Origin of the sequence: Microbacterium sp. 1262 (assembly GCF_040544895.1) — a bacterium.
Taxonomy (GTDB): Bacteria; Actinomycetota; Actinomycetes; order Actinomycetales; family Microbacteriaceae; genus Microbacterium; species Microbacterium plantarum.
The window spans coordinates 1,973,334-1,995,597 of sequence record NZ_JBEPKU010000001.1; the positions used below are offsets into that span (position 1 = coordinate 1,973,334).

Consider the following 22,264-nt stretch of genomic DNA (forward strand, 5'->3'; position numbering starts at 1 on the left):
CGGCGAGTCGACGCGTAGGGGGCGGGTGTCAGGAGGGGGCCGTCAGGGTATGCATGCGCTCACCGGCGGCGCTGAAGATGCTGATGACCTCGGCGGAGCGCGTACCCACCGCGCTGATGGAATGCGGGGTGCGGGTGTCGAACTCCGCCGCCTCGCCCCGCGCGAGGATGAGCTCCTGGTCGTCGAGCACGAGCCGGATCCGCCCGCTCAGCACGTAGAACCACTCGAAGCCGTCGTGGACACGAGGGGCCGGCGCCTCATCGGACGGCGGGAACGTCACCTTGTAGGTCTGCACGGGTGAGCTCTCGCGCGTCAGCGGCGCGACGACATGACCGTGCCGGGTCGTCGCGGGCCGACGCACCCGGGGATCGGGATGCTCGGCGGGCACGAGATCGTCGATCCGGATGCCGAGCTGCCGCGTGAGCGGCACGAGAAGCTCGAGGTTCGCCTGACGCTTGCCCGACTCGAGCCGCGAGAGCGTGCTCGTCGACATGCCCGCCCGCTCCGCGAGCTCTTCGAGGGTGAGCCCGCGTTCCTGCCTGGCCGCGCGCAGGCGCGGGCCGATCTGATCCAGTCCGGTCATGCATCCAGTTTGCCATTTCCGCAAACCTGTTTGCCAGAGAGCACTCGAATCCGGATGCTGTTCGACATGCAGAATCTCGATCAGGACGTCGTCATCGTCGGCGCCGGCCCCGCCGGCCTCAGCGCCGCGCAGATGCTCGGGCGGGCTCGCCGCCGCACCCTCGTGCTCGACTCCGACAGCCCGCGCAATCGGTTCGCCGAGCACATGCACGCCGTCGTGGGCTTCGACGGCACCTCGCCGACCGAGCTCCGCCGACGCGGCCGCGAAGAGGCGGAACGCTACGGCGTCGCCTTCCGTTCGGCGCGCGTCGCGTCGGTGACCGAGATCGACGGCGGCCTCGAGGTCGTCCTCGCCGGCGGCACCGAGCGGATCACGACGCGAGCGCTTCTCGTCGCGACCGGCGTCTCCGACCGCATGCCCGATGTGCCGGGGCTCGCCGAGCGCTGGGGACGGACCGTGCTGCACTGCCCCTACTGCCACGGCTGGGAAGTGCGCGATCGCCGTATCGGCGTGCTCGCGACGTCGCCGATGAGCCTGCACCAGATCGAGCTCGTACGGCAGTGGAGCCCCGACGTCGTGGCGTTCACCGCTGCGGCGGGTGACCTCGGGGACGACGTGCGGGAGCGGCTGCGCGCTCGCGGCATCCGCACCGTCTCCTCGCCCGTGGTCGCCGTCACCGGCCCGGCGGAAGCGGCGGACGACGCCCACGACGCGGCGATCGGCGCTGTCGTGACCGCCGATGGGCAGCGCGTGGCGATCGACGCGATCTTCACCGGCGGACACCTCGAGCCTCACGACGGCTTCCTCGCCGGGCTCGACCTCGCCCGCGCCGACGGACCGGTCGGGTCGTTCATCGCCGTCGATGCGGCGGGGGCGACGAGCCACCCCCTCGTGTGGGCCGCCGGCAACGTCGTCGCACCGATGGCGAACGTCCCCCTGTCGATGGGCGCCGGGTCGATGGCCGGCGCCGCGGTCAACGCCGCGCTCGTCGGCCGCGACGCCGCCGCAGCGCTCGAGCGCCGCCGCGGTCACGCCGCCGACTGGGAGGCGCGATACGCCGAGACGGACCGGGTGTGGTCGGGGCGCGTGAACGAGACGACCTCGACGGTGATCGCCGAGCTCGAGGCGGCGGGCTCGCTCACTCCGGCCGCGGCGCTCGATCTGGGCTGCGGCGAGGGCGGCGACGCCCTGTGGCTCGCATCGCGCGGGTGGTCGGTGACCGGCGTCGACCTGTCGCCGACGGCGGTCTCACGGGCCCAGGCGGCCGCCCGTGACGCTCAGGTCGACGCGACCTTCGTCGCCGGGGAGATCGACGCGGCCGAGCTCGGCGAGTTCGACCTCGTGACGACGAGCTTCCTGCACTCGTGGGACCCGGAGTTCTCCCGCATCCCTCTCCTGCGCGCCGCCCTCCGCCACGTCGCCCCGGGCGGGCGACTGCTCGTCGTGTCGCATGCCGGCGGACCGCCGCGCGGGCCCGAGGACGGCGAGCCGCACGACCATCCCGACCATCCTCCGTTCCCCACGCCCGCCGAGGAGCGCGCCGCGCTCGACCTCGACCCCACAGAGTGGGTAGTCGAGCGCGAGGAGATCGTCGAGCGGCGAGAGATCCGCGAGCACGCCGCCTCTGCGGCATCGGGCCACGCGGCATCCCGTCCCCCGCACCCGCTCGACGGCGTCCTCCTGCTCCGCCGCCTCCCCTGACCCCGCCTACGTAAAACGTCGACTCGCCAGAATCTGCGGATGCCGGGAGCCCGGCATCCGCGATTCGTGGCGAGTCGACGTTGGGGGTCGGGGGTTGAGGAGTTACTTCTCCAGGACCAGGAGGGGGGCGCCGGTCGTCGTCGGGCCGAAGCCCACGGGGTCGACCGTCGCGAACGCGTCGCCGTTGAGGACGATGACCGGCGTGATCAGCGGGTAGCCCGCCTTCTCGATCACGGCACGGTCGAACGTCACGAGGGGCGTGCCCTGCTCGACGCGGTCACCGGCCTTGACGTGGACCTCGAAGCCCTCGCCCTTCAGGTTGACGGTGTCGATGCCGACGTGGATGAGCAGTTCCACCCCGTTGTCGAGCTCGAGGCCGAACGCGTGACCGGTCGGCTGTGCAGCCGCGACTGTTCCGGCACCGGGCGAGACGACGGTGTTGCCCGTCGGCTCGATCGCGACACCCGGACCCATGACGCCGCCACCGAAGACGGGGTCCGGCACCTCGGAGAGCGCGACGGCCGTGCCGTCGAGCGGAGACGCGATCTCGATCGCCGCCGACACCTCATCGGTGGCGCCGGGCTTGTCGAGGGTCGCGGTCGCGGTCCCCTGCGCGGTCTGCGCGGGTGCCGCGGTCGACGAGCCCGAGCCCGAGGCCGCAGCCGCAGCGGGCGCTGCCGCAGCACCGGCAGCCGTCGCGCCGGCCTTCGCCTCGGCCTTATCGCGCTGCGCCTCGAACTCGGCGCGCTGCTCGGGCGTGCGGTAGTCGCTGATGATGACGAGGGCCATCGCGACGACGAACGCCGCGAGCACGGCGATGCCGTAGAGGACGACCGAGTCGAAGGCGGGGATCGTCAGGAGCGACGTGAACACGAACGCCTGTGTCTTGACGCCACCTCCGATGCCGATGATGAGACCACCGACGAGGCATCCGACGAGCATCCGGGGGTAGATGCGCTTGAAGCGCAGGTGGATGCCGTAGAGCGAGGGTTCCGAGATGCCGCCGAGCAGACCGGCCGCGAGGGCTCCCGTCGCCGTCTGCCGCATCTGCTTGTCACGGGCACGCCACGAGATCCACAGCACGCCGGCGGTCGCGCCGAAGCAGGCGAAGTTCCACGCACCCATCGGGCCCTGGATGAAGTCGTAGCCGAGGTTCTGGATGTTCAGCAGCATGATCGCGTTGATCGGCCAGTGCAGGCCGAGCGGAACCATGAAGGGATACGCGAGCGGGATGACGACCGCGAAGATGAACGGCGAGAAGTCGTTGATCGAGCTCAGCAGGTTCGCGAGACCGGCACCCGCGTACACACCGATGGGTCCGATGAGGAAGGCCGTGAGCGGGATCATGATCAGCATCGCCAGGAACGGCACGAAGATCAGCTGGATGTTCTCGGGGATGACCTTGCGCAGCCCCTTCCAGAGCAGCCCGAGCGCACCCGCCATGAGCAGCGGCGGGAACACCTGCGAGCTGTAGTCGAAGATCGTCAGCGGCAGACCGAAGACCGAGACGGTCGTGATGTCCGAACCGAGGAAGTTGATCTGCTGCGCGCCCTCCTGGGTCGCCAGACCCGAGAACTGCGGCAGCATCACGACGGCCATGATCGCGAAGCCGACCCACGGGTCGGCCCCGACCTTCTTGGCCGCGTTGTAGGCGACCATGAGCGGCAGGAAGATGAAGACGCACTGCCACATCAGGTTGACGAACTGCCACGACGGGTCGAGGACGACGCCCGGGGCGTTCCAGGCCGGGATGACGCCGAGCGTCGCCATCAGCGCCATGAACGTGATGAACAGAGATGCGCCCAGCAGCGCGCCGAGGATGGGGCGGAACGAGTCCGAGAGGAACTCGAACAGGGAGTCGAGCCAGGCGACCTTGCCGCGCGGGCCCTTCGCGCGCTCGCGCGCCTTGACCGAGTCGATGTCGTCCTCGTCGACAGCGCCACCGCCGGCGCCCGACATCGAGGGGAGCGCGTTGATGTCGTTGTAGACGTTCTGGACGGCTCCGCCGATGACGACCTGGTAGCGGTTCCCGGCCTGCGGCACGGCGCCCATGACGCCGGGGATCGCCTCGACCGTCGACTGATCGACGTTCGAGGAATCGCGCAGTTGGAAACGCAGGCGCGTGGCGCAGTGCGTCAGACTCTCGATGTTTCCCGGACCGCCGACGGCGTCGACGATCGATTCAGCGGGGCTTGTCGCCATGGCTTCTCTCCTGTTCTCCGACGGGTGGCCGGAGTTCTTCGCCCGGAACTTTACCCTGAGAATTCGCCGGGAACGAGGGCTTGACCAGTCATGGCCTGACCACACTCGTTTCCGCTCCCCCGGAGGAAGATCTCCGCGCCCGACGACCCCGGGCGCCCTGTACGAGCGCATCCCCGATGACGAACGCGGCGAGCGGCAGGCCGACGAGGGGAAGGAAGTACCCGATGCCGATCGCGACGGCCACCACGAGCACGACACCCCATACCGGCGCGTTCGGAAGGGCCTCGCCGGGGACCGTGCCCATCCGGCGAGCGGGGTCGCGGGTGGGCCGGCGCTTCCACCACATCAGGTACCCGAGCACGACCATCGTCGCGATCCCTGCGGCGACCACGAACAGGACGAGCTGATTCACGAGGCCGAACATCGACCCCATGTGGAGGTCGACGGCCCACCGCGCGAGCTTCGCCATGAACGGGTAGTCAGCGAAGTCGACCCGGTCCACGACCGCGAGCGTGTCGCCGTCGATCGCGACACCGTCGACCTCCGTCGGGAAGCTGCGCTGGATCTCCTGGACGACCCACGCCTGCCCCGCAGCCGAGGGCGGCCGGATCTCGATGAGGCCGACGTTCACGTTCTCGGTGCGCGCGACCGCGAGCACGTCGTCGAAGGTGTCGGGTGAGACCGCGGCGGTCGGCGCCGCGACGACCCCGTGGTCCGCATGGGCTCCCGCAGCACCACCGGAGCCGGTGTCACCGAGCGCCGTCGACAGCGCCGGGTTCTGCCACGACAGTGCCGCTCGCAGCGTCGAGACGTTCGCACCGCCGTAGGTGGACCACGTGATGCCGGAGGCAGACAGGAAGAGCGCTCCGAGTACGAGCCACACTCCGAGCGACGCGTGCCACCCGAAGAGGCGTCGGTAGCCCCGCGCTCCGCGCTTCGGGCGGAACAGGTCCTTCTTGGCGCGCGCCGTACGCAGCCGCACCACCCAGAGCGTGAGCCCGGCCACCACGACGATGCCGAGCCACGAGGCGGCGAACTCGCTGTAGAGGCGGCCCGGCTCGCCGAGGTGGAGATTGCGGTGCAGGTCGCTGACCCACGCGCGAAGCGGCAGCGCGCCGCTCGTGCCGTAGACCGTCAGGTCGCCTCGGATCTCGCCCGTTCCGGGGTCGACGAAGACAGCGCGGGTCTGGCTCGGACCGAGCCCCTCCTGGGCGAACATGACGCGCGTCGTGTCGCCCGCTGCGGGCGCGGGCCGCACCGCCGCGAGCGAGGCGGCGTCACCGATGTACCCCTCGGCGATGCGGACCTGGTCGCCGATCGGGAGTGTCGTCTCGGTGACCGGCGCGCTGAGCTCATGGGCGTAGACGACGCGCTCGAGCTGCGGCGTCACGACGTAGACCGCTCCGCTGAGCGCCGCGATCAGGATGAAGGGGCCGACCAGGATGCCGGCGAAGAAGTGGATCCGCAGCAGCAGCGGCATGACCCACGCACGCGACCGCCGGGGCGGAGCGTGTTCGCGGGACGTGGTGGCGGGCGCGCCGCCCGTATCGGCGGCGCCGTCGGTGGACGCGTATGACTCGGTGATGGACATGGGACTCCTCGGTCATCGGGGTGCCGGCACGCGAAGCATGGTCAGCGCGCACGACGGATCGCCCCGACGGGCGCCGGGGCGTCAGAGAGCGAGGAGAGCGGGCGGGCCGCGACGCGCGGGCGCCGCGACGAGGGCGCGAAGGCGCGGTGTGCGAACGCTCGACGCGAGGGGGCGCAGACGCGGCGGCATCGGCGCGGAAGGGACGGCATCCCGAGTCACAGACCGCAGCCGCGTCGCGATGCGCCGCGCGAGATCGGCGAGCGCCGCGAGCAGCCGTTCGCCGCGATGCAGCAGCAGGGTCGTGATGGCGGCCGCCAGGATGTGGGCACCGATCATCGCGGCGTCCGGGGCTGCCGCAGCGATCTCACCCGGCGCGGACGGGGATGCCGGGAGCGACATATGTCCCGCGTGCAGGCTGAACGGCCCCGTCAGGCCCGACGCCGGCGTGGGCATCCGTGCGGAGCCTGCGAGCGGCACGACTCCGAGAGCGAACATGACGTGGAAGAGCGTCTGCGCGGCCGTGACCGCGGCACCGAGGCGCACGACCGAGACGCGGCACCCGACGACGGGGAGGCTGATCATCAGCGACAGCGCCCACGGGAGGGCGGCGCCCAACGCCGAGGGCGGTTCGCCTCCCGCTGCGACGTGCGACAGCAGCGCGACGAACGTGGCCAGGGTCGCGGCAGCGGCGGCTCGCAGCGCGCGCTGGTGGCGAGACGAGGTCACGTCGCGGCGGTCGGTCGGCCGGCGTCAGACGCCGACGCGGGAGAAGGCGTCGAGGCTGATGCCCTGGTCGAGGACGGTCTTCGACCACTCGCGGGCCGAGTGCAGCGAGTGGTCGCGGTAGTTGCCGCATTCGAGAGCGGAGACGCCCGGGATGTCGGCCTCGACGGCCTCCTCGGCGATGAACCGCAGGCTGCCGGTGAGCGCCGCGACGACATCGGCGACCTCGGGCTCGCCCCACATGAGCAGGTGGAAGCCGGTGCGGCATCCGAACGGCGAGATGTCGATGACCCCCGCGATCCGATCGCGGAGGAGACCCGCGAGCATGTGCTCGATGGTGTGGATGCCGGCGGTGGGGATCTCGCCGGCGTTGGGCTGCACGAAGCGGACGTCGAAGTTGGTGATGGTTCCGCCGTCCGGTCCGTGCTCGACGCCGATCCGGCGCACGTACGGGGCCAGCACAGCGGTGTGATCCAGCGTGAAGCTCTCGATTTCAGCCACGTGTTCCTCCTTCGACGCGGACGGTCGGACGGCCGCCGAGCGCCGCCGTTCCGGCCAGAGTAACGCTCCCCGTCATGGGCTCGGCGCGGTCGGGCATTCAGGTTACGTCCAGGGACTGTCCGGGACTCGTCCAGACTCAACCCGCAGACTCGGGGAGTTTTGTGCGTCCGCCCGAGACGCCCGCCGCCTCGCGGTGCCCGCAAACATCGAAGGACCGCCCCTGTTCGCATGACTTCTTCGTCGAGCCAGACCACCCGCCGCGACCTGCGGCGCTCCGCCAGCGTGAGCTCCAGCTCCGCATCACGCCGCTTCGTCCGTCCCGCCGCCCTCACCCTCGGGCTGGCCATGGGGCTGACCGCGGTCGTGGGCACGACTGCCTCGGCCGCACTGCCCACGGCATCCGGCCCCGCACCGGTGATGCAGCGCGCTGCACTGGTGACCGCCGCGGCCACGTCGACGGCGAAGCCGCTCAGCGCGATCGAACAGGCCACGAGCGACGCCGTCGCCGCGGCTGAGGCATCGGTCGTCGAGGCCGCCACCGTGACCGGTGACGTCTCGGCCGCCGCGCTTCCGATCGAGGGCGATACGACGATCGACACGACGCAGCTGCGCGAGCGCATCGAGGGCCTGAAGGACACCGAGGTCATCCCGACGCTGCTCCTGCCCGACCTCACCGACAAGCTCACGGACGCGACCGACGATGTGCAGGCCGAGACGGCCGACCTCCGCGGACGTCTCGAGGCCGCACAGGCGCAGAAGGCCGCCGAGGAAGAGGCCGCGCGGATCGCCGCCGAAGAGGCCGCAGCCGCTGAGGCCGCCGCGAAGGCGAAGGCCGAGGACGAGGCCGCCGCAGCCGCAGCCCAGCGTTCGAGCGGCTCGCGCTCGTCGTCCTCGTCCTCGTCGTCGTCGTCCGCGCCCGCTGCTTCGGCGGTCGCTTCGACGGGCGACAACTCCCCCGGCGCCGCGCAGCAGGCCGCGAGCAACATGCTCGGCGAGTTCGGCTGGGGCCAGGACCAGTTCTCGTGCCTCGTCTCGCTCTGGAACAAGGAGTCGGGCTGGAACTACCAGGCCTACAACAGCGGCAGCGGTGCGTATGGCATCCCGCAGGCGCTTCCCGGCAGCAAGATGGCTTCGGCCGGTGGCGACTGGCAGACCAACGCCGTCACGCAGGTTCGCTGGGGCCTCGGCTACATCTCCGGCCGCTACGGCTCGCCCTGCGGCGCCTGGGGCCACTCGCAGTCGGTCGGCTGGTACTGATCACCGCTCGCTGACGGTTCGCGAAAGCGCACGTCCGCACGGTCCGCTCGCGCGGGAGACCGTGCGGACGTGCGCTTTCGCCGTTCCGGAGCGGGGTCAGTCCTCGTCGAGGGGGTCCTCGTCGAGGGGGTCCTCAGCCGTGACCTCGAGCGTCGGAGCTTCCTCGATCGGGTCGATGGGCATCTCACCGGGTGCGACGAAGGGCACGTTTCCATTGAGGCTCATGGTGGTTCCTCCCTGCAGTTCGTGAGTGGCTCACGCTACGACGTCGCCAGCGAGCGGTCAGCCCCGTTGCCGTCCAGCGATACCGGGTGTACCCACTGTCGGAGGGCGGGAGTACCGTCGGTCGCGACGAGGAGGTCACCATGAACAGGCTCGGCAACATCACCTTCTACGCAGACGACCCACGGGCGCTCTCGCACTTCTGGGCCGACGTCTTCGGCTATCCGCGCCTCGACTGGCCCGACGACATGCGCCGGCAACAGCTCGATGCCGGCCTGACCGATGACGATCTCGACCGCCGAGGTCTCGCGGAGGATCCCGAGGGCCGCGGACCCCGCCTGTACTTCCACCACGCCGACGGCTCGAAGAGGGGGCGCAACCGCCTGCACATCGACGTGTCGGTCGCACCCGTCGACGGTGCTCGCCGCGCGACGGCCGAGGCCGTGGATGCCGAGAAGGATCGTCTCGTCGGGCTCGGGGCGAGCGTCGTGCGACTGGTGGAACAGCAGTGGGGCGCGTGGCCCGAGCGGTATTGGCAGATGCGAGACCCCGAAGGCAACGAGTTCTGCCTCCAGTGATCGTCCGGCATAGGGTCGAGGGCATGGCCCCCCGCATCCTCGCCGTCGTGAACGGCCGCATCGTCCCCGTGTCCGCGCCCGTCATCGAGAGCGGGACGGTGATCGTCACGGACGGCGTGATCATCGCCGTCGGCGGGGCCGAGACGCCCGTGCCCGACGGCGCCGAGATCGTGGATGCCGCGGGGCGCTGGGTTCTGCCCGGGTTCGTCGAGGCCCACGGCCACCTCGGAGTCCACGAGGACGGCGAGGGCTGGTCGGGCAACGACACCAACGAGATGACCGACCCCAACGGCGCCCGCTTCCGCGCGCTCGACGGCATCGACATCGACGAGGTCGGGTTCCGCGACGCCCTGCGCGGCGGCGTCACCTCCGTCGTGATCAAGCCGGGGTCGGGCAACCCGATCGGCGGACGCACCGTCGCCATCAAGACGTGGGGCGGGCGCACCGTCGACGAGCAGGTGATCGCCGAGAACGTGTCGGTGAAGTCCGCCCTCGGCGAGAACCCGAAGCGCGTCTACGGCGACAAGAAGCAGACGCCCTCGACCCGCCTGGGCGTCGCGTCCGTGTTGCGCGACGCCTTCGTCGGCGCCCAGAACTACGTCGCGAAGCGGGATGCAGCGGCGGCCAAGGGCGAGCCGTTCGAGCGCGACCTCGGCAAGGAGACGCTCGCTCAGGTGCTCGACGGCACGCTGCTGTGGGATCAGCACAGCCACCGTCACGACGACATCGTCACCGCGATCCGGCTCGCCGAGGAGTTCGGCTACCGGCTCGTCGTGAACCACGGCACCGAAGGCCACAAGATCGCGGACGTCCTGGCCGAGAAGGGCATCCCCGTCATCTTCGGGCCGATGCTCACCTCGCGCTCGAAGGTCGAGCTGCGCGACCGGGCGATCGGGGCACTCGCCCTGATCGCCGAGGCCGGCGTCACCGTCGCCATCACGACCGATCACCCGGTGGTGCCGATCGACCAGATCCGTCTGCAGGCGATCCTCGCCGTGCGAGAGGGCCTCCCGGCGGATGTCGCGTTGCAGGCGCTCACGACGAACCCGGCCAGCATCCTGCGACTCGACGACCGCGTCGGCGCCCTCGAGGCCGGTCGCGACGGCGATCTCGTCCTGTGGTCGGGCGACCCGCTCGCGGTGGAGTCGCGAGTCGAGCACGTCGTCATCGGCGGCACCACGGTGCTCGAGACCACGGATGACGGCGATGTGCACATCGTCGAGCGGTGGGAGCGGTTCGGACGCTCCAGCTGGCTCCGCTGAGCCGGAGTCCATTCCGGCCGCGAACGCAAGCGGTACGCCGTCGCACAGGTTCGGGTGTGCACTGAGGGGATGTCGAACCTGCCCCTCTGGCTGCTCCTCCTGGTCTTCGCCGCTGCCGCCGCCGTGGTGTGGGTGGCCGGCATCCAGCTCTCGAAGTCGACCGACGTCCTCGACGATCGCTGGCACATCGGCAGCGCGTTCGGCGGGCTGATCGTGCTCGCTGTGGCCACGAACCTGCCCGAGATCGCCATCACCGTCAGTGCCGCCATCGCGGGCAACCTCGAAGTCGCCGTGGGCAACATCCTGGGTGGCATCGCGCTGCAGACCGTGGTGCTGGTGATCCTCGACTTGTTCGGCAAGCGCGGTCGCGGGGTCAGGCCGCTGACCTATCGCGCCGCATCCCTCGTCCTCGTGCTCGAAGCCGTGATCGTGGTCGCCGTGCTCGCGGTCGTGATGGCGGGGAGCCAGCTTCCCAGCGACCTCGTCGTCGCACGTGTCACCCCCGATGTCGTGCTCATCGCGGCGCTGTGGCTCGCCGGGCTCTTCCTCGTGCAGCGCGCCGGCAAGCACCTCCCCTGGCACGAGAACGGCACGTCGCCGGGTGCGAGTGAACACACCCCGGGCCACCGGCGCGCCAAGCCGCGGCATCCGCATCATTCGATGAGCACCGGGGCGGTCGTCGCGATCTTCGCGGTCTCCGCGCTCGCGACGCTCGGAGCCGGTGTCGTGCTGGAGCGGGTCGGCGACGCCATCGCCGACGAGATCGGCCTGTCGGGTGTGCTGTTCGGCGCGACCATCCTCGCGCTCGCGACCGCGCTGCCGGAAATCTCCACGGGGCTGCAGGCCATCCGTCAGGGCGACGACAATCTCGCGATGAGCGACATCTTCGGCGGCAATGCGTTCCTGCCCGTGCTGTTCCTCGTGGCCACCCTGATCTCGGGCCAGGCGGTGCTGCCGCAGGCGAATGGAGCCGACATCTACCTCACCGCGCTGGCCGCGCTGCTGACGCTCGTCTACGTCATCGGACTCATCTTCCGGCCCGCGAAGCGGATCGCCGGGATGGGTGTCGACTCGCTGACCGTGCTCGTTCTCTACGGCGCGGGGATCGCGGGGCTCTTCGCCGTCGCCGCGTGACCGACCGCGACGCGCGGGCGACTCAGACCTCGTCGGAGCGCGGCGACCGCACCGACCATCCGACCCGCCGCAGCGCATCGGCCAACCGCGCGGCCTCCGTCGCCGCGACATCCCAGGACACGTCCGAGCAGACGTCGACGGCGAGCGGCGGCGGGTCGGCGAACTTCGGGATCTGCACCTCGGCCCACACGTCCCGGCCCAGCCCGACGCGCGGGAAGGCCGTACCCGCATTCTCGATCGCCCCGTCCGATACGAAGGCGATCGTCTCGAGGGCATCGGGCTTGGCGATCGGCAGGTCGACGACGAGCGTGACCACGAAGGGTCCGCTGGCGGTGTCTCGGCCGTGGGCGTGCACGCGCTCATCCTGACAGACCCGCGGCACTGCGGAGGCCGAAAACCGGATGTCGTCGAGGTGCCGGCTCAGCGTTTCCAATGATTACGAAAAGATAACGGGAAAACCCTTGCTCGTCGTTACCTCGCCGTTATAGAGTGCTCGCACGGTAGCTGTTTTGCTGTGGCAGCCACCGGCATGTGATTGCAGGAAACTCTTGGTGCAAAGGGACGAGGGTCCGACCGAATGCCTCTTCGGTCGGACCCTCAACTGCTTTCCGGCCGCGAGAGCCGACCGCGCGTGACGACCGCGCGTGACGACGCGTCAGGCGCCGCCACCACCGCCTCCGCCGCCTCCCCCGCCGGCAGACCCGCCCCCGCTCGACCCGCCCGAGGTCGATGACGACGACGATGCCGCCGACGACAGCGTGCCGATACCTGCCGCGAACGATGACGCATCGAACGCCGCCGTTCCCACGTACCACCCCGGCGTCGCGATGCCTGCGTCGCCGTAGAGCGCCGTCAGGTGCGCAGCCCACTCCTTCTCGCGGCCGAACAGCACGGCGTACGGCAGCAGCCGCTCGTAGATCCGGAGCATCTCCCGGGGGTCGTCCGTTGCGACCGGCTCGCGCTCAGCGCCGGTCGGCGACTGCAGCATCCGGATGCGGTCGGCTTCGGCCCACCGGATGAAGAGGTCGAGCCCGCGCAGGTGGTCGCGGATCTCCGCCCCCGTGTCCGACAGCGGCTCACCGGCGACCGCGAAGACGACCACCAGGAACGACGCCGCCGCCAGAACGATGCCGACGATGGGCAGTGCGGGGTGGACGTAAGCGTTCAGCGCGAGCGCACCGAACAGGATGACCAGACCCGCCGCGATGGCCCATGCGGCGACGGGCCAGCCACGCACTCCCGCCGGCACAGGCTTGTACATGCCGCGACCGCGGAGACTGTCTTTGGCCATCTTCAGCGCCCGCTGGGTCTCGGTGGACAGCCGGGTGTCGGAGGAGCCGAAGCGGTAGACCTCGCCACGACGGTGATGCGGGAACATGCCGCGCAGGAGTCTGCGCCCGTTCTCGTCTGCGGCCCGAGGGTCGACGAGCTCCGCCTGCAGCTTCGCACGTCCCCAGCGGCTCTTCCCATCGTCGACGATGCGGATGGCGCCCACCAGCGCCAGCTCGAGGACCTCGGCGGGAATCGCCTTCGACGTCTTCTGCAACAGCACCGCCGCGTCGATCGCATCGATGCGGCGCGGTGGCGCGTACTCGGCGATGACCGTCGGGCGCCCGGGCTCGTCGCGGAGGTACCGCCGGCGATTGCGCAGCGCCCAGCCGGTGGCGCCGGCGAGCAGCGCCGTCGACCCGGACTGGAGCCATCCGAGCGGCGACGCCAGGAACCCGGTGTCGTACACCTCGAACGTGCCCTCCTCGAACCCGACGGCGAAAGTGAGCGTCTCGTGCGGCGCGAGGTTGGTCGCCGAGGCGGTGATCGCGGTTCCGTCCGGTGAGGCGACGATCTCGGGACACGGCGTGGTGCTGTCCTGCTCGCCGACATAGCAGGCCTGCCGGCCGGCGAGGGCGTCCGCGATAGCGGGGTCGACCCGCAAGGTGGCCGTCACCTGCCGGAACGGCTGATTCCAGTCGGTGCCGTTGACGTCCCAGTAGAACTCGAGCCCGGTGTCCGGGAAGTCCCACACGACATTCTCGAGGTCGTAGGTGAAGACGAAGGTGTTCGGCCCGTGCAGGTACTCGGGCCCGCGCGTCAGGATGCCGAGGGTGCCGTCTTCGCTGTCGGTCTCGACGGGACGGGCATCGCCGTTCTCGTCGGTGACCGAGATGAGTTCCGGATGCAGCGGCTGCCCGTTGTAGGTCTCGAGCAGAAGGCGGCGCATGCCCCGGTTCTGATCGGACTGGGGGAAATCGGCGACGAAGGTCTCGACGACCCTCATCCTGGCCGTGCCGTCCTCGTCGCGGCTGAGGGTGTAGTCCACGGCGAGCGAATCGAAGACGAAGGCGTCGAGATCGGCGGATTCGTCGGCGGATGCCGCGGCAGGGACCGCCAGCCCGAAAAGGCCCGTGATCAGCACGAGGACCACAATCGCGAGTGCCGCCCGGGTGCGACGCATCATGCCGACCAGCTTAGGCGGGCAGTAAAGTTGTCGCCATGAACGATCGTCGTCGCGCCGTTGCCGCGTGGGAGAGTCTCTTCCGCGCGCAGCACGAGATCTTCGACGACATCAGCAATGACTTCGCCGGCGATGAGCTGACCCAGGCCGAGTACGACGTGCTCCTGACGGTCGCGCGAGGCACGGGCCATCGCGCTCGCCTGCGAGACGTCACCGCGAACATGCTCATCAGCCAGCCGAGCGTCTCGCGCCTGGTCGATCGGATGGTCGCGCGCGGCCTCATCACCAAGTGCGGCGACCCGACGGATGGCCGCGGCGCAATGCTCACGGCGACGCCGGAGGGGATGTCGGCGTTTCGTCGACTCGCCGCCGCCCACGGCCGCTCCATCGCCGAACGCATGTCGGTGCTGTCGACCGAAGAGCTCGAGCAGCTCGAGCAGCTGACGACGAAGCTGCGACGTCTGTCCTGACGACCGCGCGGACCGGAGCCGGTCGCGCGGTGTCGCTCGGTGTCGTTTCCTCCCCAGGCGGAACGGTGCCCCGACTTTCGACAACCGAACATAGGTTCGACTCGGATGTCGTACCCCGCTGTCACAATGGGAACATGACGGCGAGTGACGGGGGTGGCGAGGCGCGACGCGACGACGTCACGCCGTCGCAAGCGCTCGCTTTTGCGAGATACGCGGAGGCCCTTGACCTCTCTCACGCCGCTGACATCGCTCGCACCCGGGCGCTGGCCGACCTGGGCCACGCCGCGCTGCACGACGCTCGCCGTGATGGGGTGCGGAGCATGGCGTCGGACATGGAGCTGCGGTCGGTCGCGGCCGAAGCAGCGGGCATGGCGCGGTTGACGGACCGGCGGCTGCAGGGCGAGATCGACCACGCGATGACCGTCATCGATGACTACCCCGCCGTGTTGGACGCATGGGCGCACCGGCGGATCGAACGCGGCCACGTCGATGTGGTCGTGCGGGTCGGCGCGGGGGTGCCAGCTGAGGTGCGGGATTCGTTCGCGGAAGCCGCGATCGGGGTGTGTGAGCGGGACGTGCCCTCGCGCGTGCGTGGTGCGCTGGACGCGTTGGCGGCGCGGCTTCACCCGCAGACCTTCACCGACCGGCACAAGACCGCGGCGGCGGAGCGGTGCGTACGGGTGTTCCACCGGTCGGATGGGATGTCGAATCTCGTCGCGAACCTTCCGACGGTCATCGCCGCCGGGATGCTCGACCGGCTGACGCAGATGGGGCAGTCCGTGAAGGACGCCCGGGCGGAGGGCGATGGGGCGGAAGGTGCCGGGGCGGATGCCGCTGGGTCGGGTAAGCCCGCCGACACCAGGACGATGGATCAGCTGCGCGCCGACATCCTCGGCGACCTGGTGCTCGGCGGGGCGCCGGTCGTTGACCCGACGTATGGGATCGACCGGGCTGGTGGCCTCGGGGCGATCCGCGCGCGGGTTCAGGTGGCGGTCACCGCCGAGACGCTGATAGGTAAGGACGAGAACCCCGCGGAAGCGGTGGGCGCTGCGCTGATCGATGCCGACACGGCACGCGAGCTCGCCGGGCAGGTCAGCGAGTGGGACCGGCTCTTCATCGCCCCCGTCACCCGCACCCCGGTCGAGATCGACACCTACCGGCCCACCGCTTCGATGAAGAAACTCCTGATGGCCCGCGACCAGCACTGCCGGTTCCCCGGATGCCGACGAGCCGCGCTCCGCTGCGAGATCGACCACACGATCGACTACGCCCTCGGCGGGCACACCCACATCTTCAACCTCGCCCACCTCTGCCAACGACACCACTCGATGAAGCAGTTCACGAAGTGGGAGGTCAGGCAGGTCGGCGGCGGGGTCCTCGAATGGACCTCACCCCTGGGCAGGGTCTACCGCGAAGACGTCCCCATACCCGCGGTCTGCTTCACCATCGACACGGACCCGCCACCGGATGCCGCACCCGGCGGACCACCGCCGGACGAACCGCCACCCTTCTGAGTGCTGCAGCCACGCAGTCGGGCGCGCGCATCGCGCACCTTCGAATCGGTCGCGGGCGCTGGGGGATATACGCGAAAGGGCGGCCGCCGCCCCCGAAAGAGCTGCGGCCGCCCGTCGTGCGAACGCGGATCTGCGCGATCAGTTCTCGATCGGCACCACCGGCGCGGCTGCGTCGGTCGTGACCTCGACCTTGCGCGGCTTGGCCTTCTCGCTGACCGGGATGGTCACAGTCAGGACGCCGTTGTTGTAGGTCGCGGCGATGCCTTCCGTGTCGACGCCCTGGCCGAGGTTCAGCTGACGCAGGAAGCTCGCGGCTTCACGCTCGCGCGTGATCCACTTCACTCCGTCACCGCTCGCGAGCGTGCGCTCGGCGCGGATGGTCAGCAGCTGGCCGTCGACGTCGATGTCGACCGAGCCCGGGTCGATGCCCGGCAGGTCGGCGGTCATCACGTAGTGGTCGCCGTCACGGTAGAGGTCCATCGGCATGCGACGGGGGCCGCGGCGCGTGTCGAAGAGGCTCGAGGCGATGCGGTCGAGGTCGCGGAACGGGTCATAAGTAGCCATCGATCTTTCCCTTCTCTGATGCTTCGTGTTGAGATCTGAAAGTTGAGCCGTCTCGGCTCAACTGCATCCAGATTAGCACTCTCCCCCATCGAGTGCCAAGGGTTCTCGCACAGCGAACAGCGCCCCGAAGACGGGGCGCGGGAGGGCCTCTCAGCACTCGACGACGTTCACGGCGAGACCGCCCTCGCTCGTCTCCTTGTACTTGTGCGACATGTCGATCCCGGTCTGGCGCATCGTCTCGACGACGGCATCCAGCGACACGTAATGCTGCCCGTCACCCCGCAACGCGAGTCGCGCCGCGGTGACCGCCGTCGACGCCGCGATCGCGTTGCGCTCGATGCACGGGATCTGCACGAGGCCACCGACCGGGTCGCACGTGAGCCCGAGGTGGTGCTCCATCGCGATCTCCGCCGCATTCTCGATCTGCGCGCTGTTGCCGCCCATGACCGCCGTCAGGCCTCCCGCAGCCATTGCGCACGCAGATCCGACCTCGGCCTGGCAGCCGCCCTCCGCACCCGAGATGGACGCGTTCGCCTTGAACAGCGACCCCAGCGCCGTCGCGGTCAACAGGAACCGCCTGATGCCGCGGCGCCGATCCAGATCCTCCGACGCGAGCCGCGACTTCGCCGCGAACCGCCACCAGTACATAGCCACCGCCGGAAGGATTCCTGCGGCACCGTTGGTGGGCGCGGTGACCACGCGTCCACCCGACGCGTTCTCCTCGTTGACGGCGAGCGCGAAAGCACCGAGCCACTCCCCCGGCAGCTCACGCCCACCCGCCGCCTCCGCCTGTTCGAGCTGCGCCCGCATCGCCCCCGCCCGGCGCCGCACGCGCAGCATCCCCGGCAAGGTGCCGTCGGCTCGAAGCCCCGCCTCGACGCACCCCGCCATGGCATCCCAGATCGCGTCGAGGCCGGCAGCGACCTCGGCCTCCGGCCGGAGTGCCTCCTCGTTGCGGCGCGCGAGGCCGGCGATGCTCATCTGCTCGCGCTCGCACAGCTCGAGCAGCTCCGCCGCGGTGCTGAAGCGGTACGGCCAGGCGACAGCGCCCGAACCTCCGCGCCGTCCGCCCGCCTCGGCGGCTTCGCCTGCGCGTCGGATGAAGCCGCCCCCGACCGAGAGATACGTTTCCGACGCGACGAGATCGCCCGCGGCGTCCCACGCGCTCAGGGTCATCGCGTTGGGATGCTCCGGAAGCCGCGTCCGCGGTTCGAAGGTCACGTCGCTCCGCGAGAACGGCACCGCGTGCCACCCCGCGAGCACCAGGGGCGACCCGTCGACCCATTCGGTCCACGCGCCGCGAACCACGTCGGGATCGACGGTCTCGGGCGCATGACCCTGTAGCCCTGCGACCACGGCGTCGGGCGTGCCGTGCCCGATCCCGGTCGCTCCGAGCGACCCGTACAGCACGCAGCCGACCCGTGCGACCTCGGGAAGCCGCCCCGCGGCCTCCAGCCTGACGACGAAAGCACGGGCAGCACGCAACGGGCCGACCGTGTGGGAGCTCGAGGGTCCTACACCGATGGAGAACAGCTCGAACGCCGAGACGTAAGCGCTCACTCGCCCAGGCTACGCCAGCATCTGCCGTACGGGCCCGGCGGCGTCAAGGGGCTGCTGTCGGGCGCGCTGTACGCCTATCGTCGCGATTGATGACCGCCGTACCCCATCCCCGCCTTGTCTCGCTGAAAGCCGCGGCGCGGACCGCGGGCGGAGAGGCCTTCGCGCTCTCTCGTCTGCTGCTCGCCGGCAAGGCGGCCCTCGCCGCTGCGATCGCCTGGTATCTCGCGCCGTACGTACCTTTCGCGCACGACGAGTACTCCTACTACGCTCCGCTCGGCGTGCTCGTGAGCATGTATCCGACGATCGCCGACTCGGCCAAGGCCGGCCTGCAGGCGGTCGGCGGCCTGGCGATCGGCATCGCGATCGGCCTGGTGGGCCTGTGGTTCGTGTCGGGCCCCAGCCCCCGCATCGTGGGTGTGGCGATCGTCGTCGGCGTCGGCGTCGCCGTCGGCGGCATCCGAGCGCTCGGCACCGGCCGAGACTGGATCGCCATCGCCGCCCTGTTCGTACTGCTGCTCGGGGCGAACGACGCGGGCGGCTTCTCGGTGTCGTACCTCGTCACGATGGCGTTCGGCGTCGTCATCGGCGTCGCCGTCAATCTCGCCATCATTCCGCCCCTCTACCTCCGCCGCGCCTCCACACGCCTGTCGCAGCTGCGCGACGCCGTATCGGACCGGCTCGAGATGCTCGCGACCTCGATCGCCGACGGCGAACCGGCCGACGAGGCCGGTCAGCGCTATCTCGAGGAGATCCTCGACGCCGTGTCGACCGACGTCCGCGAGGCCGCACGCAGCCGCAAAGCGCATCCGCTCGCCCGTCGCCGACGGGGCATCGAGACGGAGAACAACCGCCGATTGCGCGCCCTCGAGAACACCGTCCGCCAGACGATCGAGCTGGCCGACGGCATCGACGGGCTGCCCCTCACACCGGATGCCGCGCCCCCGCGTGCCGCACTCGCCGAGGCTGTCCGTGCGACCGCCCGAGCCGTGGCTCGCCCTCTGGGCGACCCCGCCGCCGCGACCACGGTCGAGGATGCCGAGAAGGCGCTCGCCCGCGTCGTCGAGACGGTTCCCGCCCGCAACGACGGGCGCATCTCACCGTGGACGCGGACCGCCGTCGACCTCAGCCGCATCATCGACGCCTCGCGACCCTTCACCTGAGCCGCGGGGCTCCTCAGCGCGCGGGGATGCCCAGTACCCGCTCGAGGTAGGGGCCCGAGAACTTCCCCGTCGGGTCGACGCGCGCCACGAGCTCCCGGAAGTCATCCAGGTGCGGCAGCGATCCGCTGATGGGCATCGAGAAGACCTTGCCCCAGTGCGGGCGCGGATCGAAGGGGGCGAGCGCCCGCTCCACGTGCGAGATGGCCGTGCGCACGGCATCCGGCTCGTTCTTCCAGGTGAAATGGATGCACACGCTGTCACGTCCGAACCCGGGAGAGAGCCAGAGGTCATCGGCGGCGACGGTGCGCAGCTCCGTGACGAGGAGGGCGGGCTCTACCCGGTCGGCGATCGAGCGGACGGCGGCGATGGCGTCGACGGCGACAGCCCGGTCGACCCAGTACTCCGTCTGGATCTCGTCGCCGTTGGACGGCGTCGCATCGATGCGGAAATGAGGCAGACGCTCGCACCAGTCGCCCGGGACGCCGCCCTGCTCGGTCGTGTTGTCGACCCCGTCGGCCGCCGGCGAGTCCGCCTTCGCCGTCACCCGGCGTGCGCTCAGCACTCGTTCCGGCATGTCGGGAGCCGCGGTGTCGTCGAGGCGCTCCTTGACCCATACCTCGCCGACGTCGGGCGTGTTCCAGCGTGTGAAGACACTGACGCTGTAACCGGCTGCCGTCACCCCGTCGAATCGCTCGAAGAGGTCATCCCACGTCAGGCCGGCGTAGGTGTCCTGCCTCACCTGATACGTCGGCTCGATCGCGAGCGTCAGCCGGACGACCGGCCCGAGGGCGCCGAGGTGGACCACACTGCCGGCGAAGTCGGCGTCGCCCGCGGAGACCGTGCGGAGCTCGCCGCCCGGGCCGATGAACTCAAGCGCTCGCACGGCGGTGGCGAGGGATCCGTTGCGATCCCCCGAGCCGTGCGTCGACGTCGCCGTCGCACCTCCGACGGAGATGTGGGGCAGCGACCCCATGTTGTGCAGCGCCCAGCCGTGATCGGCGAGGTGTCGCGCGACCACGGCGTAGCGCGTGCCGGCCCCCACTGTCACCGTGCGGGCCGTGTCGTCGACCTCGATGTCGGGCGCGATCGCCGTCAGGTCGAGAAGGGTGCCGGGAGTATCGGCCAGATCGTTGAAGGAATGCCGCGTTCCCAGCGTCCGGATGCGGTCGTGTGAGGCGACGAACCGCTGCGCCTCGGCGATCGTCGTCGGTGTCAGCACGGCTTCGGCGGCGAAGGTGTGCGTTCCGGCCCAGTTCCGTTCGGTCACGAACCCACGCTACGCGATACCCGCCGAGAATGTATAGCGACGCAACAAAGTCGGCGGGAGCAGCCAGGAAAACAAAGAAGCCCCCGCAGAGCGGAGGCTTCTCGTTCACTGTCTCAACACAGTGTGCGCCCGAAGGGACTCGAACCCCTAACCTTCTGATCCGTAGTCAGATGCTCTATCCATTGAGCTACGGGCGCATGTCCCGGAATCTCTCCCGGGCCGTCGTCAAGCATAGCCCGCTCTCGCGCAAAGAGCGAATCGAGCGCGGAGTGGCTAATCGATCACCGGCGCGACCGCGGAATCCACGGCCTCGTCGCGCTCGACCGCCTGGCGCTGAGCATTGCGCCGCTGCGAGCGCAGGCGCGGCAGATCGACCATCCGCAGGGCCTGCATGCGGGCCGTGCGCATGCGCTCGTAGTCGGGCTCGAGATCGGGCCGCGCCGCCTCGATCCGCAGCGTGCGATCGATGTTTCCGGCCACCTCGCCCCACGCGGCCTCGCGCGCGTCGGCGATGAGCTTGCGCAGCTCGGCCTCGTCGGCGGCGCGCTCGCGCAGCTCCTTCGCGATCCGCAGCGACTGCTTCCGCCGTCGCCGCAGGTTCGACACATCACGGCTGCGATAGTCGTGCGTTCCGCTCGAATCGCTGTAGCGGCCGCTCGCCGCCTTGCGTTCACGGTGGGTGCGTTCGGCGTCGGCCTCGGCCTCCTCGGCGAGCGAGATCAGCGCGTCACGCGCGTCGTCGAGGAAACGATCGGCCTCGAAGTCGCGCCCATCGGCGAGGATGTCGACGAGAATGGCGTTCTTGAGCGCGAGGCGGGTCGCCGCGGAGGCGATGTACAAACCTTCGGCGACGATCTCCGAGCTCTTGGTACGCGCTTGACGGGTGGCCAACGCTGCCCCTCCTCACCTCACCCCAATCCTACGGGGCGCGCGTGTCAGCCGAGCTTGGCGACGACCGCCGCGATCCGCCGCGCGCGCGTCTCGGGCGCCTTCGCGGACTCGATGTTCACGACGTGCGCCTTGCGCGCACTCGGCGACAGCGCGGCGAACGCCTCACTCGCCCCGGCATCCGTCAGGGCGGTGGCGAGATCGGCCGGCACCTCGACCTCGCGCGGCGCGTCGTCGAGCTCGATGTCGACGACGATCCGGTCGCCTCCCGCAAGCCCGCTCTCGCGCCGTCGCTCCGCTGAGAAGGGGATGAGGGCGAGACCCCGCATCGACCCCACCGTGCTGCGGAAAGCGAACCCGTTGACCGTGACCGAGACCGCCGGGCGACGGCCGCCGCCGAGGGCATCCAGCACCGAGAACGGCACCTCGATGCCGGTGTTGTTGCCGAACTGGGACAGCGTGGTCTCGAATCGCACGCTCCTCCATACCACCGCCCGATAAGGGCGCACAAGGCCTGTGAGCCGTGAGATCGCTGACCGTAGCCTCGCGTCACGGCCTGGGCATTACTCCCCATCGATATCGACGACTCACACAAGATCGGACGCCCCGGGCTCCGTCAGAGGCAAACCGATCTG

Annotated in this window: 21 protein-coding genes and 1 tRNA gene; 8 read left to right on the top strand and 14 right to left on the bottom strand. The window is 70.2% G+C overall.

From position 1 onward, the window contains the following. Positions 1 to 28 precede the first annotated feature (28 nt). The gene (locus ABIC53_RS09455) at positions 29 to 583 is read right to left on the bottom strand and encodes a helix-turn-helix domain-containing protein (RefSeq protein WP_354451249.1); all 555 of its coding nucleotides are present in this window, start codon (positions 581 to 583) and stop codon (positions 29 to 31) included. 66 nt (positions 584 to 649) lie between these two features. Here ABIC53_RS09455 and ABIC53_RS09460 point away from each other — a divergent pair, with 66 nt between their 5' ends. Further along, positions 650 to 2,284, top strand: a complete 1,635-nt coding sequence (locus tag ABIC53_RS09460; protein ID WP_282502111.1) for a bifunctional NAD(P)/FAD-dependent oxidoreductase/class I SAM-dependent methyltransferase — start codon at positions 650 to 652, stop codon at positions 2,282 to 2,284. A gap of 102 nt (positions 2,285 to 2,386) precedes the next feature. On the opposite strand, the gene ABIC53_RS09465 is transcribed toward ABIC53_RS09460, so the two are convergent. The 4 genes from ABIC53_RS09465 to ABIC53_RS09480 form a co-directional block, all read right to left on the bottom strand. Next, complete coding sequence (locus tag ABIC53_RS09465; RefSeq protein WP_323987275.1) at positions 2,387 to 4,486, bottom strand: glucose PTS transporter subunit IIA; 2,100 nt, start codon at positions 4,484 to 4,486, stop codon at positions 2,387 to 2,389. An 88-nt stretch (positions 4,487 to 4,574) separates the two neighbouring features. Further along, complete coding sequence (locus ABIC53_RS09470) at positions 4,575 to 6,077, bottom strand: PepSY-associated TM helix domain-containing protein (RefSeq protein ID WP_502915520.1); 1,503 nt, start codon at positions 6,075 to 6,077, stop codon at positions 4,575 to 4,577. 81 nt (positions 6,078 to 6,158) lie between these two features. Continuing rightward, positions 6,159 to 6,803 carry a hypothetical protein gene (locus tag ABIC53_RS09475; RefSeq protein WP_282502109.1) on the bottom strand — a complete coding sequence of 215 codons (645 nt, stop codon included), beginning with the start codon at positions 6,801 to 6,803 and terminating at the stop codon, positions 6,159 to 6,161. Positions 6,804 to 6,827: 24 nt separating this feature from the next. Continuing rightward, complete coding sequence (locus ABIC53_RS09480) at positions 6,828 to 7,301, bottom strand: S-ribosylhomocysteine lyase (RefSeq protein ID WP_114588189.1); 474 nt, start codon at positions 7,299 to 7,301, stop codon at positions 6,828 to 6,830. A 228-nt stretch (positions 7,302 to 7,529) separates the two neighbouring features. On the opposite strand from ABIC53_RS09480, the gene ABIC53_RS09485 reads away from it, so the two are divergent. After that, complete coding sequence (locus ABIC53_RS09485) at positions 7,530 to 8,558, top strand: aggregation-promoting factor C-terminal-like domain-containing protein (protein ID WP_282502108.1); 1,029 nt, start codon at positions 7,530 to 7,532, stop codon at positions 8,556 to 8,558. 96 nt (positions 8,559 to 8,654) lie between these two features. On the opposite strand, the gene ABIC53_RS09490 is transcribed toward ABIC53_RS09485, so the two are convergent. Further along, positions 8,655 to 8,783 (bottom strand): hypothetical protein, encoded by a 129-nt coding sequence (locus ABIC53_RS09490; RefSeq protein ID WP_256978038.1) that lies wholly within the window; start codon positions 8,781 to 8,783, stop codon positions 8,655 to 8,657. 140 nt (positions 8,784 to 8,923) lie between these two features. Here ABIC53_RS09490 and ABIC53_RS09495 point away from each other — a divergent pair, with 140 nt between their 5' ends. The 3 genes from ABIC53_RS09495 to ABIC53_RS09505 all read left to right on the top strand — a co-directional run bounded on the left by ABIC53_RS09495 (position 8,924) and on the right by ABIC53_RS09505 (position 11,754). Then, entirely contained in the window at positions 8,924 to 9,358 is a 435-nt protein-coding gene (locus tag ABIC53_RS09495; RefSeq protein WP_282502107.1) for a VOC family protein, read from the top strand. A 23-nt stretch (positions 9,359 to 9,381) separates the two neighbouring features. Then, on the top strand, positions 9,382 to 10,620 hold the full coding sequence (locus ABIC53_RS09500) for an amidohydrolase (RefSeq protein WP_354451253.1): 1,239 nt from the start codon (positions 9,382 to 9,384) through the stop codon (positions 10,618 to 10,620). A gap of 69 nt (positions 10,621 to 10,689) precedes the next feature. Next, the gene (locus ABIC53_RS09505; RefSeq protein ID WP_323987270.1) at positions 10,690 to 11,754 is read left to right on the top strand and encodes a sodium:calcium antiporter; all 1,065 of its coding nucleotides are present in this window, start codon (positions 10,690 to 10,692) and stop codon (positions 11,752 to 11,754) included. 22 nt (positions 11,755 to 11,776) lie between these two features. On the opposite strand, the gene ABIC53_RS09510 is transcribed toward ABIC53_RS09505, so the two are convergent. Together ABIC53_RS09510 and ABIC53_RS09515 are read right to left on the bottom strand one after the other, a co-directional pair. Further along, positions 11,777 to 12,109: a hypothetical protein gene (locus ABIC53_RS09510; RefSeq protein ID WP_112616605.1), complete on the bottom strand. Its 333-nt coding sequence runs from the start codon at positions 12,107 to 12,109 to the stop codon at positions 11,777 to 11,779. Positions 12,110 to 12,409: 300 nt separating this feature from the next. Further along, the gene (locus ABIC53_RS09515; protein WP_354451256.1) at positions 12,410 to 14,209 is read right to left on the bottom strand and encodes a DUF2207 domain-containing protein; all 1,800 of its coding nucleotides are present in this window, start codon (positions 14,207 to 14,209) and stop codon (positions 12,410 to 12,412) included. A gap of 35 nt (positions 14,210 to 14,244) precedes the next feature. Between ABIC53_RS09515 and ABIC53_RS09520 the strand changes: the two genes are divergently transcribed. Continuing rightward, entirely contained in the window at positions 14,245 to 14,676 is a 432-nt protein-coding gene (locus ABIC53_RS09520; RefSeq protein WP_354451258.1) for a MarR family winged helix-turn-helix transcriptional regulator, read from the top strand. A gap of 134 nt (positions 14,677 to 14,810) precedes the next feature. Next, the gene (locus ABIC53_RS09525; RefSeq protein ID WP_354451260.1) at positions 14,811 to 16,190 is read left to right on the top strand and encodes an HNH endonuclease signature motif containing protein; all 1,380 of its coding nucleotides are present in this window, start codon (positions 14,811 to 14,813) and stop codon (positions 16,188 to 16,190) included. A 138-nt stretch (positions 16,191 to 16,328) separates the two neighbouring features. Here ABIC53_RS09525 and ABIC53_RS09530 read toward each other — a convergent pair whose 3' ends face one another. Next, positions 16,329 to 16,754: an Hsp20/alpha crystallin family protein gene (locus ABIC53_RS09530; protein WP_064956137.1), complete on the bottom strand. Its 426-nt coding sequence runs from the start codon at positions 16,752 to 16,754 to the stop codon at positions 16,329 to 16,331. 150 nt (positions 16,755 to 16,904) lie between these two features. Further along, a complete protein-coding gene (locus ABIC53_RS09535) occupies positions 16,905 to 18,314 on the bottom strand; it encodes an L-serine ammonia-lyase (RefSeq protein WP_323987267.1) in 1,410 nt (469 codons plus the stop codon). 89 nt (positions 18,315 to 18,403) lie between these two features. Between ABIC53_RS09535 and ABIC53_RS09540 the strand changes: the two genes are divergently transcribed. After that, entirely contained in the window at positions 18,404 to 19,474 is a 1,071-nt protein-coding gene (locus ABIC53_RS09540; protein WP_274178416.1) for an FUSC family protein, read from the top strand. A 13-nt stretch (positions 19,475 to 19,487) separates the two neighbouring features. Here ABIC53_RS09540 and ABIC53_RS09545 read toward each other — a convergent pair whose 3' ends face one another. From ABIC53_RS09545 to ABIC53_RS09560, 4 genes are all read right to left on the bottom strand, one after another. Next, positions 19,488 to 20,741, bottom strand: a complete 1,254-nt coding sequence (locus ABIC53_RS09545) for an FAD-binding protein (RefSeq protein WP_282502100.1) — start codon at positions 20,739 to 20,741, stop codon at positions 19,488 to 19,490. A gap of 124 nt (positions 20,742 to 20,865) precedes the next feature. Then, positions 20,866 to 20,938, bottom strand: a tRNA-Arg gene (locus ABIC53_RS09550). A 76-nt stretch (positions 20,939 to 21,014) separates the two neighbouring features. Next, positions 21,015 to 21,632 carry an asparagine synthase gene (locus ABIC53_RS09555; RefSeq protein WP_269267287.1) on the bottom strand — a complete coding sequence of 206 codons (618 nt, stop codon included), beginning with the start codon at positions 21,630 to 21,632 and terminating at the stop codon, positions 21,015 to 21,017. A 44-nt stretch (positions 21,633 to 21,676) separates the two neighbouring features. Further along, on the bottom strand, positions 21,677 to 22,105 hold the full coding sequence (locus tag ABIC53_RS09560) for a YdeI/OmpD-associated family protein (protein ID WP_112616589.1): 429 nt from the start codon (positions 22,103 to 22,105) through the stop codon (positions 21,677 to 21,679). Between the last annotated feature and the right edge of the window lie 159 nt (positions 22,106 to 22,264).

Excerpts from the sequence above, each read along its gene's own strand:
- ABIC53_RS09455 (WP_354451249.1), bottom strand. The coding sequence starts at position 583 with ATGACCGGACTGGATCAGATCGGCCCGCGCCTGCGCGCGGCCAGGCAG.
- ABIC53_RS09460 (WP_282502111.1), top strand. The coding sequence starts at position 650 with ATGCAGAATCTCGATCAGGACGTCGTCATCGTCGGCGCCGGCCCCGCC.
- ABIC53_RS09465 (WP_323987275.1), bottom strand. The coding sequence starts at position 4,486 with ATGGCGACAAGCCCCGCTGAATCGATCGTCGACGCCGTCGGCGGTCCG.
- ABIC53_RS09470 (WP_502915520.1), bottom strand. The coding sequence starts at position 6,077 with ATGTCCATCACCGAGTCATACGCGTCCACCGACGGCGCCGCCGATACG.
- ABIC53_RS09485 (WP_282502108.1), top strand. The coding sequence starts at position 7,530 with ATGACTTCTTCGTCGAGCCAGACCACCCGCCGCGACCTGCGGCGCTCC.
- ABIC53_RS09490 (WP_256978038.1), bottom strand. The coding sequence starts at position 8,783 with ATGAGCCTCAATGGAAACGTGCCCTTCGTCGCACCCGGTGAGATGCCC.
- ABIC53_RS09495 (WP_282502107.1), top strand. The coding sequence starts at position 8,924 with ATGAACAGGCTCGGCAACATCACCTTCTACGCAGACGACCCACGGGCG.
- ABIC53_RS09500 (WP_354451253.1), top strand. The coding sequence starts at position 9,382 with ATGGCCCCCCGCATCCTCGCCGTCGTGAACGGCCGCATCGTCCCCGTG.
- ABIC53_RS09505 (WP_323987270.1), top strand. The coding sequence starts at position 10,690 with ATGTCGAACCTGCCCCTCTGGCTGCTCCTCCTGGTCTTCGCCGCTGCC.
- ABIC53_RS09515 (WP_354451256.1), bottom strand. The coding sequence starts at position 14,209 with ATGATGCGTCGCACCCGGGCGGCACTCGCGATTGTGGTCCTCGTGCTG.
- ABIC53_RS09520 (WP_354451258.1), top strand. The coding sequence starts at position 14,245 with ATGAACGATCGTCGTCGCGCCGTTGCCGCGTGGGAGAGTCTCTTCCGC.
- ABIC53_RS09525 (WP_354451260.1), top strand. The coding sequence starts at position 14,811 with ATGACGGCGAGTGACGGGGGTGGCGAGGCGCGACGCGACGACGTCACG.
- ABIC53_RS09530 (WP_064956137.1), bottom strand. The coding sequence starts at position 16,754 with ATGGCTACTTATGACCCGTTCCGCGACCTCGACCGCATCGCCTCGAGC.
- ABIC53_RS09540 (WP_274178416.1), top strand. The coding sequence starts at position 18,404 with ATGACCGCCGTACCCCATCCCCGCCTTGTCTCGCTGAAAGCCGCGGCG.